Origin of the sequence: Cetobacterium sp. (assembly GCF_051658645.1) — a bacterium.
GTDB lineage: Bacteria > Fusobacteriota > Fusobacteriia > Fusobacteriales > Fusobacteriaceae > Cetobacterium_A.
In genome coordinates this window covers 22,013-40,222 of record NZ_JBOFMZ010000038.1, presented here as the reverse complement: position 1 = coordinate 40,222, position 18,210 = coordinate 22,013, and the positions used below count along the sequence as shown (strand labels likewise).

Sequence of the window (18,210 nt, the reverse complement as noted above, 5' to 3'; positions counted from 1 at the left end):
CTTTAACTTATATTCACCAACCCTCTAACTAGGTTTTATGTTGTGTCTTGCTTTCCACGTTCCATATTTTCTATCATTAAATCTACTTAGGTCGTTACTATAAGCCTGTAAGCTAGATACTGCCTGTAACAGTATAGCGAGTTTCATAACACAGATTTTTACTAATCGCCACTTACCCCACAATTTTGAGGTTATAACATTTCTGTTATATTAATTTTTAGACTCTTACATTCGCAACTTTGTCAGCACTCTCGTGCATTCTAACCTTATAGATTTCACTCCCGATCTATCATTACCTCGACCACCTCTGGTTCGCATTTCCTCAGCTTAACCTGTTAGGGATAACTCTCAACCGCCTTTACCGAGCTTTACACGCTAAGTTTAGTTAGAACCTAATCGCATATCGGAGTATCAGAGGAAGCATTTCAGGGCGTTACTCCTTCATTCTACTTCTCGAAAATACAGTTCTCTGTTATTTCGCTTCTACTAAGCTACTTTTAACATGTCATAACTTTTCATTATGAAACGTGTCGCACCAATGTTATTATTCATTCCTATTTTCATACTTTTATCTCCTTTAATTTCGTATCACAAAATATTATATCTACATAGTATATTTTAAAATGAAAAATGTCAATAAATAATTACACTTTTTTAGTGTTGTTTACAAATTGCCAGCTTTATACATTTCAAAAAATTCTCCTTTTCTCTCCATCAAGCTTTCATAATCTCCCATTTCTTTAATTCCTTCTTTGCCTAAAACAACTATTTTATCAAATTCTTTTATTGTATTAAGCCTATGAGCTATTGATATTATTATTTTATCATTGAATTTTTCTAATATATTATCCATAATCTTCTTTTCTAATATATTATCAAGTGCTGAAGTCCCCTCATCTAACATTATTATATCCGGATTTCTTAAAAATAATCTTGCCATTGCTAATCTTTGCAACTGTCCTGAACTTAGATTAACTCCACCTTGCCCTAATTTTGTATTTTCTTTATGTTCTAAATTATTTACAAAATCTTCCAATTGAGCCAACTCCAAAGCTTTATAAATCTCTTCAGTAGTAGCATCTTTCTTCACTACTCTTATATTCTCTAAAATACTTTCATTCATCAAACTATCTTTTTGGTCTACAACAGCTATCTTACCGAGTAAACTTTCTCTCTCCAAATCAGTTATACAACATTCATTTATTAAAATTGTATTTTCATCCGGCATAAATGTTCTTTTTAAAAGAGAAAATATAGTTGTTTTCCCTACTCCACTCTCCCCTATAAAAGCTATCTTTTGACCTTTTTCAATAATTAATGACAAATCTTTTATAACATCTACATTTCCAAAAGAAAAATTCAACTCTTTAACTTCTATCTTTTCAATACTATCTTTTATAAAAATTTCTCCGTTTTTTTCATCTGGAATATTCATAACATCTAAGAATCTACGTATACCAGTTGTACCTTTTTGAAAAACATCCACAAGCCCCATCAATCGAAGTAAATAAACTCTGAATCTATTTGTTAATAGTATAAAACTGACTATTACTCCAATACTTATCTCTTCGTTTATATGCATATAACCACCTATAAATATTACTATTAACTGAGTTAGTTGATTATAAAAATTTATTCCTGACATTAAAGTTGATATATTAAAAATATTAATTTTTTCAACATCTAAAAGATTGATATTTTTTTCTGAAAATTTTCCAAATACATCTTCCTCTAAAACATTATCTTTAATAAAAAATATAGTCTTTAAAGAATCATGAATTTTAGATGTTAACTCTGAGTATTTTTCTCTTACAACTATATAACCTTTTTTTAATTTTTTATTTTGTAATATTGTAAAATAAAATGCTATTGGCAATGGAATCATCGTAATCATTGTTAACTTTAAGTTAAAACTAGCCATTAATATAAGAGCTCCTAAAATTGATAATAGTGAAAATAAAAAATCTTCAAGTCCTCTATAAAGCAATGTAGAAACATTTTCTAAATCATTCGTTACTCTTGAAATCGTATCACCACTTTGATTTTTCATAAAATATTCATCTGGTTGCTTTAAAATCTTTTGAAAAAGATCTTCTCTCATTAAAAATTTTATTTTATTTCCCATCAATTGACCTCTAGAACTAGAATAAATAGCTAATATCAATCTCACTAAATAAATAAATAATAATGTAGCAGAAAAAGTAAAAAATTCTTTTAAATTTTTATTTGGAATTGATTTATCTATTAATTTTTGAACTACTATAGGCCCATATAAATCTAAAACTGTTACAAAAAAACTGCTAACTAAAAAATAAGTTAGCAGTTTTTTCTCTTTCAAATAATACTTCAGTACACTATTTAACATTTGACAACTCCTTGTATAACTCTTCTAGTGCATCAATAACTCTAGGAGTTCCTCTTAATATTTTATCTGATTCAATTATCATTATATTTTCTTTTTTTCCTGCTTTAGTTTTTTTTACAATTGGGTTACTATTTAAAATGTCATTTTTATTTTTTATTGCCATTGATCCAACCAATATATCTGGATTTTGAGTTAATAAAAATTCCGGTGATAAAATTGGTCTTCCACCTGGTAAATCTTTTGCTATATTTTCAATTCCTAGTGTTTTAAATATCTCTCCAGGTAAAGAGGTTTCTGTAAATACCATCATTGGAGATGTTGAAAATAGAAATGCTCCTTTTATATTTAAAGGCTTGTTTTTTATATCACTATTTATTTTTTCTAGTTTATTTTTATAAATAGTTATCAATTTTTCAGAGTTACTTTGTTTTCCTGTTATAACTCCATAAATTTCTAAGTTCTTTAATATTTCTTCAAAAGAATTTGCTTCATTTATTACAAAATTAAATTTTCTAGCTTTTAAACTTTCACTAAAGCTTTCTGACATACTATTTAATATTACTAAATCTGGAGTAAAACTTAAAACCTGCTCTATTGAAGGCTTCATTATTGTTCCTACTTTAGGTAAAAATTTTGTTTTTTCTTTTGGCCAAATCTGATTTTTAGCTGTATCTGCAATAGCGACTATATTTTCCTCTCCTCCTATAAGGTAAAAAGATTCTACTGCTGCAGGATCCAGTATCAAAATCTTTTTATATTCTTTTTTTTCAACTTTATTTCCTTTCGAATCAACAATAAAACCTTTTTCTATTTTTAAAGCAAAAGTTAAATTACTTATCAAAATTATAAATAAAAACATTGCTATTTTTTTCACTTTTTATCCTCCTATATTAAAGGTATTATATATGGTATTCCATTTTCATCTTTAATTATCTTTGACTTTAAATTATAAACTTCTTTTAAGTTTTCTTCTGTTAAAACTTTTTCTGGAGTTCCATAAAACTTTACAACTCCATCTTTCATCATTATTAATTCATCGCAGAACATTGCTGCTAAATTCAAATCATGAAGTACCGTAACGCTAGTCAACGACTTTTCCAATACTAATTTTTTAACTTTATTTAATAGATCTACAGCATGATTTAAATCTAAGGCTGATGTTGGTTCATCCAACAATAGAATTTCAGGATCTTGAGTTAAAGCTCTTGCCAATAAAACTCTTTGAAACTCTCCTCCAGACAAACTTATAGCAACTCTTTCAGCAAAAGTCTCTAAATTCAATAATTTAAGATTATCCTGAACATGATTTAAATCACGAAAAGAATATCCAGACCAATTTGATTTCAAATGAGGTAATCTTCCCATCAAAACAAAATCTTTTACTGACATATTTGTCATCAAACTTGATTTTTGAGGTACCAAAGATATTATTTTAGCTTTTTCTTTTTTTGAGAGCTGTGATGAATCTTTTCCATTAAATATTATTTTACCAGTATTTGGTGATAAATAACCTAATATATTTTTTAAAAAAGTTGATTTGCCACAACCATTAGGACCTAAAATACCAGTCATCTTTCCTTTTTTTATGTCAACTTCTAAATTCTTCAATATTTCTTTATCTTCATAGGAAAAAGATAAGTTTTTAATTTTTATCCCCACTATTTTGCTCCTTTTGATTTAAATGCTAAATATAGAAAAAATGGTGCTCCAAAAAATGCTGTTACTACACCTATTGGAATTTCTACAGGAGCTAATAGCAATCTACCTATTGTATCACATATTAATAAAAAAAATGCTCCTGCTAAAGCTGAATTTGGTATTAGTTTAGAATTTGATGGTCCTACTATCATTCTTATTGAATGAGGTATTATCAAACCTACAAAACCTATCATTCCTGAAAAAGCAACTGAAAAAGCCACTACTAAGGCGGATATTGTTAAAATTTTTGCCTTTAATGTATGAACATCTACTCCTAAAGAGTTTGCTTCTTCATCTCCAGATAACAATGCATCTAATTGATTTCTTTGTAAATAAAAGAAAATTAAAGAGAAAACTAGTGGTACTGTTAATAATCCTACCTTTGTCCATGTCGCCCCTCCTAAATATCCCATCAACCACATTGTAATTTTAAAAGATTCCTCTCCAATTAAATACATAGCAAAAGATGTAAACGCTCCTATAAATGACGAAACTGCTATTCCTACTATCAATAAAGTTGTTATATCTACTTTTCCATTTTTATTTGATAACTTAAATATTATAAATGTACTTATCAAGCATGAAAAAAATGCTAAAATTCCATAAAATATATCTGGAAGTTGAAAAACATAAGCTATTACTGCTCCAAAAGTAGCACTTGCAGCTATCCCTATTATATACGGATCTGCTAATGGATTTTGAAAAACCGCTTGAACCACTACACCGCTTGATGATAACATCATCCCTATCAATATTGCCATAATTATTCTTGGTAATCTTATATCATAAATTATTGTTTTTATATAATCTGGGGCACTCGACATCGAAAGTATTTGCTCTAATGGCACAGAAACACTTCCTAAACCAATAGAAAGTGTTCCTGTTAGTATTATTCCCAGAATTAATATTAACGATACATGTTTTTTCATATTAATTCTCCCTTTTTTAGAAATTATATTTAAATCCTGCATAGAAACTTCTTTCTGCTGCGGGGTCATACTCTTTCTCATCTGTGCTTATAGAGTTATAGTATTTCTCATTAAACAGGTTTCTTACTCCTGTGTATAATTTTAATGCTTCTGTCGGATTGTAATTAAACGTCACGTCTGTAACTATATTTTCGTTTTGTTTTCCTCCAGTATTTTGATCGTTTATGTAATAAGCTGACGCATAAATAGTCTCTGTTAAAACTGTAAATTTTGGTGTTACCTCATAAGATAATCCTAATGATAACTTATTAGTAGGTACATCGCTTATCTCTTTTCCTTCTAACTTAGAATTTGCTGATTCTAATATCTCTGTTTTTATAAGAGCGTAACTTTCTCTAACAGTTAACTTTCCAAAGTATTGCTCTGCTGATAACTCAGCTCCATATCTTTTAGTTTTTCCTATATTATAGTAATCGAAATAGAATGTTCCTGGAATAGCTACTCTTGCTATTTCATTATCTGTTTCTGTGTAGTAGATTGCTCCATTTACATAACTTCCTAAGATATAGTCTTTTGCACCTAACTCATAAGTTAAATATGCTTCTGAGTCTGCCTTACTTAATGAATAATCCTTTGTATTAGTCATCTCTGGTGGAAGTGGTGATCTAAATCCTCTCTCTATTTTTGCATATACATTTCCTGTATCTGAGTATAGATAATTTACTGTCGCTTCCGCTGAATAATTTTCTTTTGTTATTTTCTCATCTAGATTTCTAGTATTGTCTTTTCTTTTTAAATCATAATCAGCACGTTCGTATCTAAAACCTTGTGTGAATTCAATCTTTCCAAATCTATTTCTATTTAAAACAAATCCACTGTTTGTCATTTTAGTAAAATCACTTAGATTATAGTTTGTACTTGAACCTGTAACCCTATTCATCTCTTGAGATATAAAATCGTATCCAAATATAATCGCACTATTTTCTCCATATTTCAATTGAAGCTTCGGTTTGAATCCAACTTTTTTATCCTCTAACTCTATCCTTCCGCTTCCCTTAGTTCCTACAGTTTCAATATCTGATTCTTGATAGAAAGATAATATATCTAACTTTAATTTATCATTTATTTTATTTTCATACTTCAAATTAAACTCATCCTTAACCACATCAAGCTTTGCTAAGTCTTTTGAACTCGTAAGACCTGATTGTGTCGGATCTGATAGTTGCTCTTTTGTCAATCTTTCTGGCGATGTCGCATTTTCATCATATCTTGAATATTTTAAAGTAACATTTTGATTTCCATCAATTTTATACTTTAAGCTTCCCTCAAAAAACTCTGAATCTGATTCGTCTCCATCTCTAAAACCTTTATAATCATTTTTTGTATAGTTAATTCCTATTCCAAAATCTCCTACAGAAGTTCCAAATGATACATCCCCTTTTTTAGCTCCAAAACTAGTAAATTCACTAGATATAGATCCACCTTTATATCCTACACCAGATTTAGTAATTATATTAATTACTCCTCCTCTAGTTCCGCTTCCATAAAGTATTGCTCCTCCGCCTGGAATCACTTCTATTTTTTCTATATTTTCAACTGGAACTGTATTTATAGGCATTCTTCCATGACTTGAATCTAATGATCCTGTTGAAATTCCATCAATTAAAACTTGTACATTCTCTGCTGCCTTTGTTCCCTGCCCTCTCATGTCTATAATTGGATCTTTTGGATCTCCAATTATATTTACACTTGGGACATCTCTTAAAGCATCCGATACTGATTTATAATTTTTCTCTTCAATATCTTTTGCTGTTATAACTGTAACTGTATTTGTTACAGTTCTTTGTGCTATTTCAAATCCTGTTGTTGAAATAACACTCTCATTTAATTTAACTCCTTTATTGGCTTCCTCATAGAAAAAGTCATCATTAGAATAACTTAAAGCTGTTACTAATAAACTTAATACTGCTATCTTCCTGTTCATAATTTAATCCCTCTCTAAAATTTACTTTTTGCTTCTAAAGTTCTTTTAACTACAGTAGTTAAAACCTCTCTGGATATATTATTACCCCAAAATAGACCATCACTCGTCAAATTGTAATGTGTTTCACTTTCTATTACAAACCCATCAGTCTTTAATCCAGACATTACCTCTTTAAATACTTTTTGCTCTGCAAAGTTTAAAATTTTATTAACCACATCTTTTTCAACTGTTGGGAACTGGAATAACCCATTAAATCTATCTATTCTTTGTTGATATTCACTTTTCTCAACAAACATTCCCATCTCTTTTTTCATTCTAAATATAGATATATTATCAACATTTCCACCAGCACCTACACCGATTGGGAATGTATCTCCTCCAAATGTTCTTGTTTTTATATATTTATAGTTATCTCTTCCTGCTTTAGCTATCTTAGTTAATTCTAAAACATAGTAATCGCTATCTGTTGTTAACTCTTTTACGAAAGCGTCATGTAACTCTCTTTCTCTTTTTAAATTCTCTTCAAGTTTAATCTTTTCATCTTTTATATCATGAGATAATATTGAACCTTCATGTACCATCAATGAGTAGAAACTTGAACTTCCTAAATCTAATTCTCTTATAACTCTTGCATCTTCTTTCGCATCTTCTATTGTTTGTGTTGGATGATTATATATAATATCTATACAAACCTCTCCATTAAATTTTTCCTTTAAATCTAATAGTCTATTTATAACTTCCAATTTTGTATAAGTTCTGTTATAAAACTTTCTTCCTTTATCTGAAAAACTCTGAATTCCTACAGATAATCTATTCACTCCATATTTATTCATTGTTTCAATTTTTTCAGTATTCAAGTTATGAAGTGTAGTTTCTAGAGTAAACTCATAACCTTCTTTAAACATTATATTTCTATTTACACTTTGTAATATTCTTTCTAACTGTTCATTTTTATAAACCGTTGGTGTTCCTCCACCAAAGTAAATTACATCAACACCTTTTTCCTTAAAATACCTATACTGACCATATTTATCAAACTCATGAACTAAATAATCAGCATAAGAATCTAAACTTCCATTTATTTGCTCTCTATTCAAATTACAAAAAGAACAAATTTTGTCACAATATGGTGTATGAACATATATAGCTCTTGGAACATCTTTTGGTTCTTCAGATAATTTATTTAAAAAATCATTTTCTGTTACTCTTTTTTGTGGATAATATTTTCCAATTAATCCAGTTGAATTATGATGACTTTTATGTCTAATTTCAAAACGCATTATTTAATCACTTCCCTTTAGTTTCTATATCTATCGCTGTCGCACCTGAAAGTTTTATATCAGACATTATATCCACAACATTTCCATAGTTAATACCTCTATCTGCAATTATTGCAACTCTTTTATTCTGTACTGTTAAAATAATATTTTTTAATTTTTCTGAAAGCTCCTCTTTTGTTATATGAAGCATTAAACTATCATTTTTTTTATCTATTTTTAATTTCATTTGTCCATCAATTGTAAGCAAAACTGATATTTTATCAACTGATTCTACAATCTCAGATACCTCGGATTTTGGTAAATCAATCTTCAATCCTTTCTTATCATCAAAAGTTGTTGCTACCATAAAAAATATTAATAATAAAAAAACTACGTCTATTAGCGGTGTTAAATCTGGTGTTAGCTGTTTTCTTTCATAATTCATAAATCCTTTTGACTTAAACATTTTTTTCTCTCCTACATCTTTCTCAAAATATTTATAAACTCGACAACATTCTTTTCCATATCAACCATAGCTTTTTCTATTTTCTTTTGATAAAAATTATAAAATACCAATGCTGGAATAGCTACTATCAATCCTGATGCAGTCGTTATTAAGGCTTGAGATATTCCAAATGCTAATACAGTTGGATCTCCTGCACCTTCTTTAGACATTGCTGTAAACGCTCCTATCATTCCTGTTACTGTTCCTAACAGTCCCGCTAATGGAGTAACATTTGCAGTTAATGCTAAAATCCACATGTGCTTATCTAATTTTGGCATCTCTCTCAATGCACACTCTCTAGCTTTTTCCTCTAAGTAGTCATATGTGCAACAATTCATTTTTCCACCATCATATTCAATCAAAATTGTTTTCATAACTTTTGCCGAAGTATTTTTAAATGAATCACAAACTTGAATCGCTTTTTCTCTTTCATTATTTTTTATAAATTTTTCCAAATGATTTATTAAAAGCTCTCCATTATCTTTTTCATTTTTAATGAAATAATAACCTCTTTCTAATATGACTGTAAGACCTGCTATTGAAAGAAATATTATAGCTCCCATCAATGGCCCTCCTGCTTTAATCATATCTATCATACTTTACCCCCTTTGATTTAATATTTTGATTCTCAAAGCTATTATATTTATTTTTACATAATTAGTCAATATATTTTTAATTCAAACCATTTTTTTATAAATAGTTTGATAATTCAAATATTTTTTGTTATAATTATTACGAAAAATATTTTTTTATGGAGGATTTATGAAATTTATTATTTTTTCAATTTTTTTACATATATGTGTATTTGTCTTCGGATTTTCTTTAAACAAAAATAAGAACTATGAGATTATTGAAGTTGGAAACGATACTACAATCCCTTCTATATCTGTTAATTTTAACTCTTTCCAACCTATACAAGAAGTTATTGAAGAACAAGTTTTAGAACCGATTGAAGAAAAAGTAAAAAAAGAGGTCCTAAAAAAAACAATCGAAAAAAAAATTGAAGTAACCAAAATAAAAGCTCTAAAACAAAAAAAAACTACCAAAAAAATAACTGTAGAAGCTAAAAAAATTCAAAAAAATCCAAAAATACAAGAAGATAAAATATCAGAAATACGAACTAATAACAATAATGATTTAATACAACTATCTCATGGTGTTTTTGCAGCTAAAAATCAAGGTATTGAAGGTTTAAAATATTCTTTTATCTCTCAACCTGATCCAGAATATCCTTTAGCTGCTAAAAGAATTAGTTACAACAAAGAAATTTCTATTAAAGTCAGATTTCTTATTGGATTTAAAGGAGAAGTTGAAGAAGTAAAATTTTACAATGATAAAGATAACTTAGGTTTCCAGAATGAAGTACAAAAAACTTTAAAAAAATGGAAAGTTACTCCTGTCACACTAAATAACAAACCAATAAAACTCTATTTTTATAAAGAGTTTAAATTTAATCAAAAATAACTAGGAGGATTTAAATTTTATGAAAATACTTATTACTTATTCATCTCAAACTGGAAATACCCAGAAAATTGCTAAATCTATACATTCAGCTATTCCCGAAGCTGATATTTTATCAGTATCTGAAATTATTAATTTAGATTATGATTTGATCTTTATTGGAGGATGGATTGATCGAGCTACTTTTGACGAAACAACACTTACTCTTGCTAAACAAATTTTTGATAAAAACGTTGCATATTTCTTTACTTTAGGTGCTTATCCAGATTCTGACCACGCTAAAGACTGCATTAATAACATTAAAAATCTATTGAAAGAAAATAATAATCATGTTATAGGTGGATATTTTTGCCAAGGAGCAATTGCTCCCAAATTAATTGCTTGGTTTTCCACTTTGACTTCTGATCATAAAATGGCTCCAAGTGAGGAAAGAATAAAAAGATGGGAAGATGCCAAATCACATCCAAACAAAGAAGATTTAAAAAAATCTAAAGAATTTGCTTTATCTATTTTGAACAAACTAAATCAAAACAAATAAAAAATGAAGAGCTGAGCTCTTCATTTTTTATAAACTTTTAAAACTTTCTAGACACTCTTTAATCAGTTCTTTTTTTTCATCTCTTGGAACATATATTGCAAATATTTCATTTTCGTCATCTCCAAAGAATTTAATAGAATAACTTTCTCTTCCAAACATAATATCCTTAACTAAAAATACTTCTTTTATTTTATCAACACTTAGATGACCTCCTATAGAAGAAGTTTTATCATGGAAATTTAAATAACCGTGTGCATAAAATCCACTTGGAAATTTATCTTTTATCTCTAATACAAAACTTGGTGTTACAATTAATAGAAATACCTTTTCCCAACTTCTTAAAACTTCAAACAATTTATCCAATTTAGAAATATCATACTTTTTTACAGTTGAAGCATTTCGTAATACATCTATCATTCGAACATCTAACTCTACTGTTACTTTATTTAAAGATACATTATCACCACTTAAAAGAATGCTTTCTATTCTACCCTTCATTAAATTCCTCCCACACTAATTATGTGACTAGAATATATATCATTATAAACATTTTGTCAATCAAATATTTTTTAAATAGTCTATTAATTTCATGTTATCATCAAAATTTACCACATCAATTTTTAAATTTTCTCCTAAATTTTCCAAATCTTTATATAATTTTCCAAATGTAATTATTTCAATACACATTGTTAACTTATATCTTGTATCATCACTTAAATTAGTTTCAACAATTGAAACATACTCTAGCTTCTTTAACTCTTGGAGTATGTTTTTACTTAATTCTAAAGGAATTTTTAATTCTTGAGACAGTTCTAAGAATGTTATAGGAGGTGCATTATCTAAATAATTTTTTACTAAAAATAACAAAGCTTTTTTTGTAACTAAATACTTTGATTTAAAGTTTATTTTTTTTATATCTTCTATTTTTCCTAAACTTTCTCTATTTTGTAAAATATAAGAAAAATGTGCTCCAATCAATATTAAAAACCATACAATTTTTAACCATATCAACGATAACAATAAAACTGAAAAACTTCCATATATTTTGTTATATGTTGCAATTACAATTTGTAGTTTTACTAATAACATATTGCTCTGATTTAATAAAAATGAAACTACAAAGCTACTCCAAACAGTTGGAATTAAAGAAACTTTTGTATTTGGCAAAATAGTATAAAAAAATATAAAGAATATCCACAAAGCTAAATATGACGCTAATAAATATATTATATGTTGCATATATAAAAATTCAATTTTAAGATTATTTAAAAGATTTGCTCCAATTACACTTATTGGCAACATAAAAAAAACTAATAAATAGTCACTAATCTTTCTAAAAAACCCTCTGGTTTCGTTTATTCCCCAGATACTATTTAATGCTTTTTCAATCACTGAAAATGTAGAAATTATAACCCAGACTAATGATAAAAATCCAGCTCCTGCAATAACACCACTTCTAGTTTTTTGTAATAAATTTTGGGCTATTTCTAAAATAAGTTCGATTGTTTCTTCATTTAAAGGTGAGCTATCTGTTAATTGCTTTAAATAATAACTGTCAATTCCAAACCAACGTCCTATGCTAAAAACTATTGCTAAAATAGGTATAAAAGATAATATTGTAAAATAGCAAAGTGTACTCGCCCACAAATTTGAATTTGAACGTTTATAATTTTGAAAAGCACCTTTCATCTGGCTATAAAAATGTGTTAATTGAAGTTCGATTATATAACTTTTTATTTTTTTCATCATCGGACATCCTCCTGAAGTATTTTTTCATTCTTTTTATCTGTTTTATATCTTTGTATGCTAAGATTATTTCAAAAAAAAAATAAAAAACCTTTAAAAAATTTTTTTTAAAGGTTTTTTATTTTTTTACAGAAGAATAATTATTTTATTACTAGCACTTTTACTTATTATCTATAAACTTTAGACACAAAATTTTTCTAAAAAGTTTTAAGTTTTTTTATTGTATCGATAACTGTTCCATCTCTATACTCTATAACTGCAACAATTTTTTCTAAAAATTGCACATTTTTTTCTTCACCAGTCATATTTTTAGATATTTCTCTCAATTCGTCTATTGTTTTTATTGGTAGTTTTGAATTTTTAAATTTCTTTATCAAATCAATTCTTAAAGGATTTATAGCAATTCCTCTTTCTGTGACCAATATATCCACTGTTTCTCCAGGTGTTGTTATTGTTGTCACTCTATCTTTTACAACTGAAATTCTAGAATTTACAAGTTGAGATACTATTATACATAACTTTGACCCTGCCGCAGTATCTGAATGCCCTCCAGATCCACCCATTATAACTCCAGTAGAACCTGTTGTTACATTGACATTAAAATTCGTATCAATTTCTGTCGCTCCTAATATCACTACATCTAACTTATCTACAACAGCACCTTTATTATTTATATTTGCATACATCGAAGCTGACATTGTTATATGAGCAGAGTTTTCTTTGGCAGATTTTATTGCTTCTAAATCAAAACATTGCACGTCAAACAAAGCTTTAAACAACCCCTCTTTGTACATATCCACAAGATACCCAGTTATTCCTCCAGATGCAAAACTTCCACATATCTCTTTCAGTTTCATTATATTTTTCAATTGCGCTGCTACTGCTAGTGATATTCCTCCTGCACCAGTTTGGAAACTCATTCCATTTTTTAAATATCCAGATTCTTCAATAAATTTAGCTGTTAAATCTGCAACTTTTAATCCTATTGGATTTTTAGTTATTTGCGTAGTCCCCGATACAATTCCTTTCGGATTACCTATTTCCTCAACTACTAAAACATAATCTATTTTCGTTTGATTTATTTCTATTGTGGTATTTGGATACTGAACCAAATTATCAGTTATTGCGACTACTACATTTGATAGCTCAGCATCAGTATGTGCATATCCCAATGCTCCACAAGCTGATTTTCCATCTACTCCATTTATATTTCCATACTCATCACTAGTTGGAGCTGCTATAAAAGCTATGTCTATATTTCTCTCTCCAGACTCAAATATTCTTGCTCTCCCTCCATGCGTGTGCATAATTGCTGGTTTATTTAATTTACCATCAGATATTGCTTCTGCTACTGGCCCTGATATATAAGCTGAATATATTTGTGTTATAACTTTATTTTCTATCATTTTTACTAAATTCTTATGACACGGAAAAATAGAACTTGCAGCTAGAGTTATGTCCTTATAACCTCTTTTATATATTTCCTCCATAACCATATTTAAAACATAATCCCCATTTCTTAAATGATGATGAAAAGATACAACCATTCCATCTTTTAACGGTAATACATCCATTAACTTTTCAAAATCTTTGTACAATTTACTTTCTTCTTTCATTAATTTTTTAAAATAAAAATCTTTTTTTACACTTCCACTTTTATTAGAAAGATATCCTTCGTATTGTTTTACTTTTCCATAACCTTCTATAAATTCAGGAACATCTCTTCCTAAAATATTTTTCATGAATCCCTCCTGTAGTTCTATTCAATCAATCTAACAAACCTATAATTTCAGCAACTTCTAAAATTTTAAAAGCTCTATTTATAACTGGAAGATCTACCATTTTTCCATCTAAAGAAAAAACACCAAGTCCATTCTTTTCAGCTTCTTCTTTTTCAATCATGACTCTTTGTGCGTAGTTTATCTCTTGTTTTGTTGGAGAGTAAACTTCATGAATCTTATCTATCTGCCTTGGATTTATTGCCAATTTTCCTGTAAATCCTAACATTTTAGCTTTTTTAGAATCTATTTCTAAACCTTCATAATCATTTGTATCTGTAAAAGGTGTGTCTATAATATCTATTTTAAAAGCTTTACAAATATTTATTAATTTTGTTCTAGCATAAAACAATTCATCTGAACCTTTTGTTCTCTTAACCCCTAAATCAGCTGCTAAATCTTCTCCACCTAACAATACTGCTTCAATTCTATTTGATACTCTTATTGTTTCAGAGGCTGTTTCTACCCCGTAGGCTGTTTCTACTAGTGCATGAATTTTTATTGTTCCAATTTCAATACCTTCTTCTTTTTCAATTCTCTCTAATTCTTTTTCTAAAACAAGCATATCTTCTGGAGTTGCTTTTGGTAAAAGAATTGCATTTGGTTTTAATCGAGCTATTACATCTATATCGTTCATAGCAAATGGAGTTGAAAGTGGATTTATTCTTACCACTAACTCTGTATCACCATATTCTATTGTTTTCATAGCTTCTTTTATCAACATTCTTGCTGCATCTTTCTCTGTTAATGCTACAGCATCCTCCAAATCAAATATAACTGAATCAGCACCGAAAACATCAGCTGTTTGAAGCATTCCTGGGTTGTTACCTGGCATAAATAACATCGTTCTTCGTAACCTCATATTAGCACCCCACCGCTCTTAAAACTGCTGTTTCTACTCTAGCTCTTATTGTATAATCAAGTGCACCTTTATCTTGTGCTTTTATCAACACCGATGTAATTCCCATCTCTTTTATTTTATTTTCAATTACTTCCTTTATATGATTTCCAAATTGTTTTTGAACTACACTTTCTAACTCTACTTCTATTCCATTTTCTCCAGGACTCAAAATTATAAATATATCATTAGATTCTAATGTGCCACATTTAGATACTTTCTCTATTAACATTTTCCACCTCTTATTTTTTCTGTAAAATGAAGGAAAAGGTAGGATCAATCCCTACCTTTTCCAGAATTAAAGTCTATTACTTTCTTCTGTTTACTAGAGCTTCTACTCTACTCATTTCATTAAACACTATCATATATCCTTCGTCAACACCCATTCCTGGTTTCGCTAAAACTTGTAAAGCACCACAAGCCATAGCTATATTTGTAGTTACTTCTGCTGACCTATTAGTCTCATTACAAGTTCCACCAGAATAAGATCCAATTCCTACTTTATTACAATAAAGTATTGACTCTGCTATATTATTTATCCCACCTAAATCTGGAGTTTTTATTTGTACAACATGTCCAGCTTTTGCATCAGCAAATGCAACTATATCTTCATAAGTATTACACCATTCATCAGCAACAAGCTCTATCCCCATATTTCTTCTATCTACTTCAGCTGTTAGTGCTGCTAAAGCTTCTATCTGTTTATCTCTATCATCAACATCCATAGGACCTTCAATTCTTAATTTAAATGGTTTTGCCGCATCGACAAGTGTTTGTAAATAATCTGCCATTTTTGTATTATCACAATTAAAAATTGTACCTATTGTTCCATAAACATCAATATGTAAAATTGGTGTGTAATCTTTAGAATCTCTTAAATGTATTATTCTATCTTTTAACCACCCCACATATTCTAATAATAATTCTCCATTTTTACCCAATTTTGTTTCAACATGGTTTATCAAAGCATGAGGTAAAACATCCGCTGATTTTATAATCATCTTATCAGCATTTTCATATCTATTATCTCCAGATTGAGTAAATATTGGTCTTTTTGAAATTTTTAAACCTGTATCATAATCTTTTTGAATAACTTCAGCCATTGTAACTTTTCTATTTTTTGCTACTGCATCTAATAACGCTTGAGTAATTCCATATCTAATTGCAGTATGTAATCTTTTCCCATCTATTAGCATTTTATCAAATTCTTCTGCTAGATTTTTGAAGTTATTTAACTCTTTTCCAATTAACTTTGGAGCAATCTCTTTTTCAATTACAGGAATAAAATCTTTAGCTAAAAATAATGGATCTCTTCCTCCCGCACCTGAGTATTGAACCGCTGCACAATCACCAAAAGCTACTTGACCATCCTCTAATATTAATTGAACTGATATTGCTTCTCCTGCTTGTCTTATTGAAGTAAATCCATCTGTAACTGGTTCACCTACATAAGCAAAGCCATCATGAGCTGCTCCATTTTTGATAGCTTTTTGATCATCAAAATAAAACCCTGTTTTTCCCACTGAACAAACTACATCAACTATTCTCATTTTAACCCCTCCTAAAATCTCTTCGTTTTTTATTTTATTTCTGGTCTTCCTATTAATTTCCCTTTTCCTACGGCAAAAATATCATCCACTGTCATTTGGAAACTTATCTCTCTATTTTCAAATTTTGCTCTCTCTTCTAATTTTGCAATATGGAATGCTTTTATTTCCTCTGATAACGGAAGATTTCCAGCATTTAAATATCTAATCATCCCTTCGTTATCTCTAGCAGGTAGCATTTTTCCAGCATTATATTTTGATGGTGCAAACGGAACATCTATTACACCTTGCTCAAAAGCTTTAACTGTTCCAACTGCTAAATCTCCTTTTCCTAACTCTAATACTTTATCTATAATTTGTTTAACTTCTGTTTTTATCATTTTCTTTTCAAATTTTACTTCTTCTGAATCTGGTAATCTTTGCGATCTCAATAAATTCAAAACCATTTTCGTTGCTTTAATTCCCATTGCGTTAGCTTCTTTAGTTGGTACTCCTATTGCTTCGTGAGGTGTTTTTACAATAACTTTTGTTGCACCTGCTAACGCTGCTGCTGAAGCTCCATTCGAAATAACTCCAAAGGCCTTTGATTCATCTTCTGGGAATCCCCCCATCCACTGATGAAATACTGATGTTAGTTTCATATCTTTATACCCAAACTCTTCACAATACTCTTCTGCTTGTTCCATCATAGATCTTACAGCTGCAACGTCTTGAATTAAGTTTCCACATTGCCCATATCCTAAAGTTATATTTTTAACTCCTTGTTCAGCTGCCAACAAACACTCTATGATTTGAACAGCATTTGATATTGAAGGTGGAACTAAAGTTCCTGTCAATGGTCCAAAAGGCTCTCTATTTATAGATACACCTTGCTCTTCATACCAACCAACAAGTCTATCACAATATTGCCAATCTCTAATTGTTTGCTCTAAAGTTACAGATTTTGCATATGGAATGTTATAAGATATTCCTCCACCCTCATTAGATGTATATCCAGCAGCCAACATAATCTCTGATAATAATCTTGCATCAGGTGTTCCATGTCTCAACTGTAATGGTAAATTTACAGCTTCTACAACTTCTCTACATCCTTTGACACCATGGTTTACTCCTGGAAATCCATTTAATAAAGACCTTCCTTCTTTTTTAGATTCTTCTATTCCTTTTTGACAATTTTCATATTTATTCTGTCTTGTATAAGAATCTATTGTTGAAGGTAACAAATCTGCTCCTCCTTCCACATCTAAAAAATTTAACAATTCAATTTGCTGTTCAACTAAAGCTACTCCAGCTCTCGGTTGAGCTAAAGTTATTTTCTTTTCTTTTGCATCTATTAATTTCTTAGCAAAATTTTTATGATCTGGTAAGTTTTTATGATAAGCAACAGCTTCTTCTAAATTTACTTCTTTTCCTGTTGGCCATTGTTTTAAAACTTCCTCTCTTATTTTAAAGAACTCTTCTTCAGTCCATTTTTCAAATTTCAAATTCATTTTGAACTCCTC

The 18,210-nt window shown here is 29.1% G+C and carries 17 protein-coding genes; 2 read left to right on the top strand and 15 right to left on the bottom strand.

Translation table 11 applies throughout. The features are described 5' to 3' along the window. Positions 1-664: 664 nt before the first annotated feature. The 8 genes from ACRCZX_RS03815 to ACRCZX_RS03780 are packed head-to-tail and all read right to left on the bottom strand — an operon-like array spanning position 665 to position 9,336. Positions 665-2,365, bottom strand: a complete 1,701-nt coding sequence (locus ACRCZX_RS03815; RefSeq protein ID WP_438581617.1) for an ABC transporter ATP-binding protein — start codon at positions 2,363-2,365, stop codon at positions 665-667. Continuing rightward, complete coding sequence (locus tag ACRCZX_RS03810) at positions 2,355-3,239, bottom strand: ABC transporter substrate-binding protein (RefSeq protein WP_438581616.1); 885 nt, start codon at positions 3,237-3,239, stop codon at positions 2,355-2,357. The genes ACRCZX_RS03815 and ACRCZX_RS03810 overlap by 11 nt, the downstream gene beginning before the upstream one ends. A gap of 11 nt (positions 3,240-3,250) precedes the next feature. Beyond that, entirely contained in the window at positions 3,251-4,027 is a 777-nt protein-coding gene (locus tag ACRCZX_RS03805) for an ABC transporter ATP-binding protein (RefSeq protein ID WP_438581620.1), read from the bottom strand. Beyond that, positions 4,024-4,992: a FecCD family ABC transporter permease gene (locus tag ACRCZX_RS03800; RefSeq protein ID WP_438581615.1), complete on the bottom strand. Its 969-nt coding sequence runs from the start codon at positions 4,990-4,992 to the stop codon at positions 4,024-4,026. The genes ACRCZX_RS03805 and ACRCZX_RS03800 overlap by 4 nt, the downstream gene beginning before the upstream one ends. Positions 4,993-5,008: 16 nt before the next feature. Next, positions 5,009-6,976, bottom strand: coding sequence for a TonB-dependent receptor family protein (locus ACRCZX_RS03795; RefSeq protein WP_438581614.1), 1,968 nt, complete (start codon positions 6,974-6,976; stop codon positions 5,009-5,011). 14 nt (positions 6,977-6,990) lie between these two features. Then, on the bottom strand, positions 6,991-8,256 hold the full coding sequence (locus ACRCZX_RS03790; protein WP_438581613.1) for a radical SAM protein: 1,266 nt from the start codon (positions 8,254-8,256) through the stop codon (positions 6,991-6,993). A 7-nt stretch (positions 8,257-8,263) separates the two neighbouring features. Then, positions 8,264-8,701, bottom strand: a complete 438-nt coding sequence (locus ACRCZX_RS03785; RefSeq protein WP_438581612.1) for an ExbD/TolR family protein — start codon at positions 8,699-8,701, stop codon at positions 8,264-8,266. Between the two features lie 11 nt (positions 8,702-8,712). Next, the gene (locus tag ACRCZX_RS03780; protein WP_438581611.1) at positions 8,713-9,336 is read right to left on the bottom strand and encodes a MotA/TolQ/ExbB proton channel family protein; all 624 of its coding nucleotides are present in this window, start codon (positions 9,334-9,336) and stop codon (positions 8,713-8,715) included. 166 nt (positions 9,337-9,502) lie between these two features. Between ACRCZX_RS03780 and ACRCZX_RS03775 the strand changes: the two genes are divergently transcribed. After that, positions 9,503-10,204 (top strand): energy transducer TonB, encoded by a 702-nt coding sequence (locus ACRCZX_RS03775; RefSeq protein WP_438581610.1) that lies wholly within the window; start codon positions 9,503-9,505, stop codon positions 10,202-10,204. Positions 10,205-10,223: 19 nt separating this feature from the next. Next, on the top strand, positions 10,224-10,739 hold the full coding sequence (locus ACRCZX_RS03770; RefSeq protein ID WP_438581609.1) for a flavodoxin family protein: 516 nt from the start codon (positions 10,224-10,226) through the stop codon (positions 10,737-10,739). Between the two features lie 27 nt (positions 10,740-10,766). Here the strand turns inward: ACRCZX_RS03770 and hutX are convergent, their stop codons facing one another. From hutX to ACRCZX_RS03735, 7 genes are all read right to left on the bottom strand, one after another. Beyond that, positions 10,767-11,237 carry a heme utilization cystosolic carrier protein HutX gene (gene hutX / locus ACRCZX_RS03765; protein WP_438581608.1) on the bottom strand — a complete coding sequence of 157 codons (471 nt, stop codon included), beginning with the start codon at positions 11,235-11,237 and terminating at the stop codon, positions 10,767-10,769. Positions 11,238-11,297: 60 nt separating this feature from the next. Then, a complete protein-coding gene (locus ACRCZX_RS03760; protein WP_438581607.1) occupies positions 11,298-12,488 on the bottom strand; it encodes a YihY/virulence factor BrkB family protein in 1,191 nt (396 codons plus the stop codon). A 194-nt stretch (positions 12,489-12,682) separates the two neighbouring features. Next, positions 12,683-14,227: a citrate lyase subunit alpha gene (gene citF, locus ACRCZX_RS03755; protein WP_438581606.1), complete on the bottom strand. Its 1,545-nt coding sequence runs from the start codon at positions 14,225-14,227 to the stop codon at positions 12,683-12,685. A gap of 25 nt (positions 14,228-14,252) precedes the next feature. After that, a complete protein-coding gene (locus ACRCZX_RS03750) occupies positions 14,253-15,125 on the bottom strand; it encodes an HpcH/HpaI aldolase/citrate lyase family protein (RefSeq protein ID WP_438581605.1) in 873 nt (290 codons plus the stop codon). 1 nt (position 15,126) lies between these two features. Then, entirely contained in the window at positions 15,127-15,393 is a 267-nt protein-coding gene (gene citD, locus ACRCZX_RS03745; protein ID WP_438581604.1) for a citrate lyase acyl carrier protein, read from the bottom strand. 76 nt (positions 15,394-15,469) lie between these two features. Further along, positions 15,470-16,711, bottom strand: a complete 1,242-nt coding sequence (locus ACRCZX_RS03740) for a methylaspartate ammonia-lyase (RefSeq protein WP_438581603.1) — start codon at positions 16,709-16,711, stop codon at positions 15,470-15,472. A 29-nt stretch (positions 16,712-16,740) separates the two neighbouring features. Further along, positions 16,741-18,198 carry a methylaspartate mutase subunit E gene (locus tag ACRCZX_RS03735; RefSeq protein ID WP_438581602.1) on the bottom strand — a complete coding sequence of 486 codons (1,458 nt, stop codon included), beginning with the start codon at positions 18,196-18,198 and terminating at the stop codon, positions 16,741-16,743. Between the last annotated feature and the right edge of the window lie 12 nt (positions 18,199-18,210).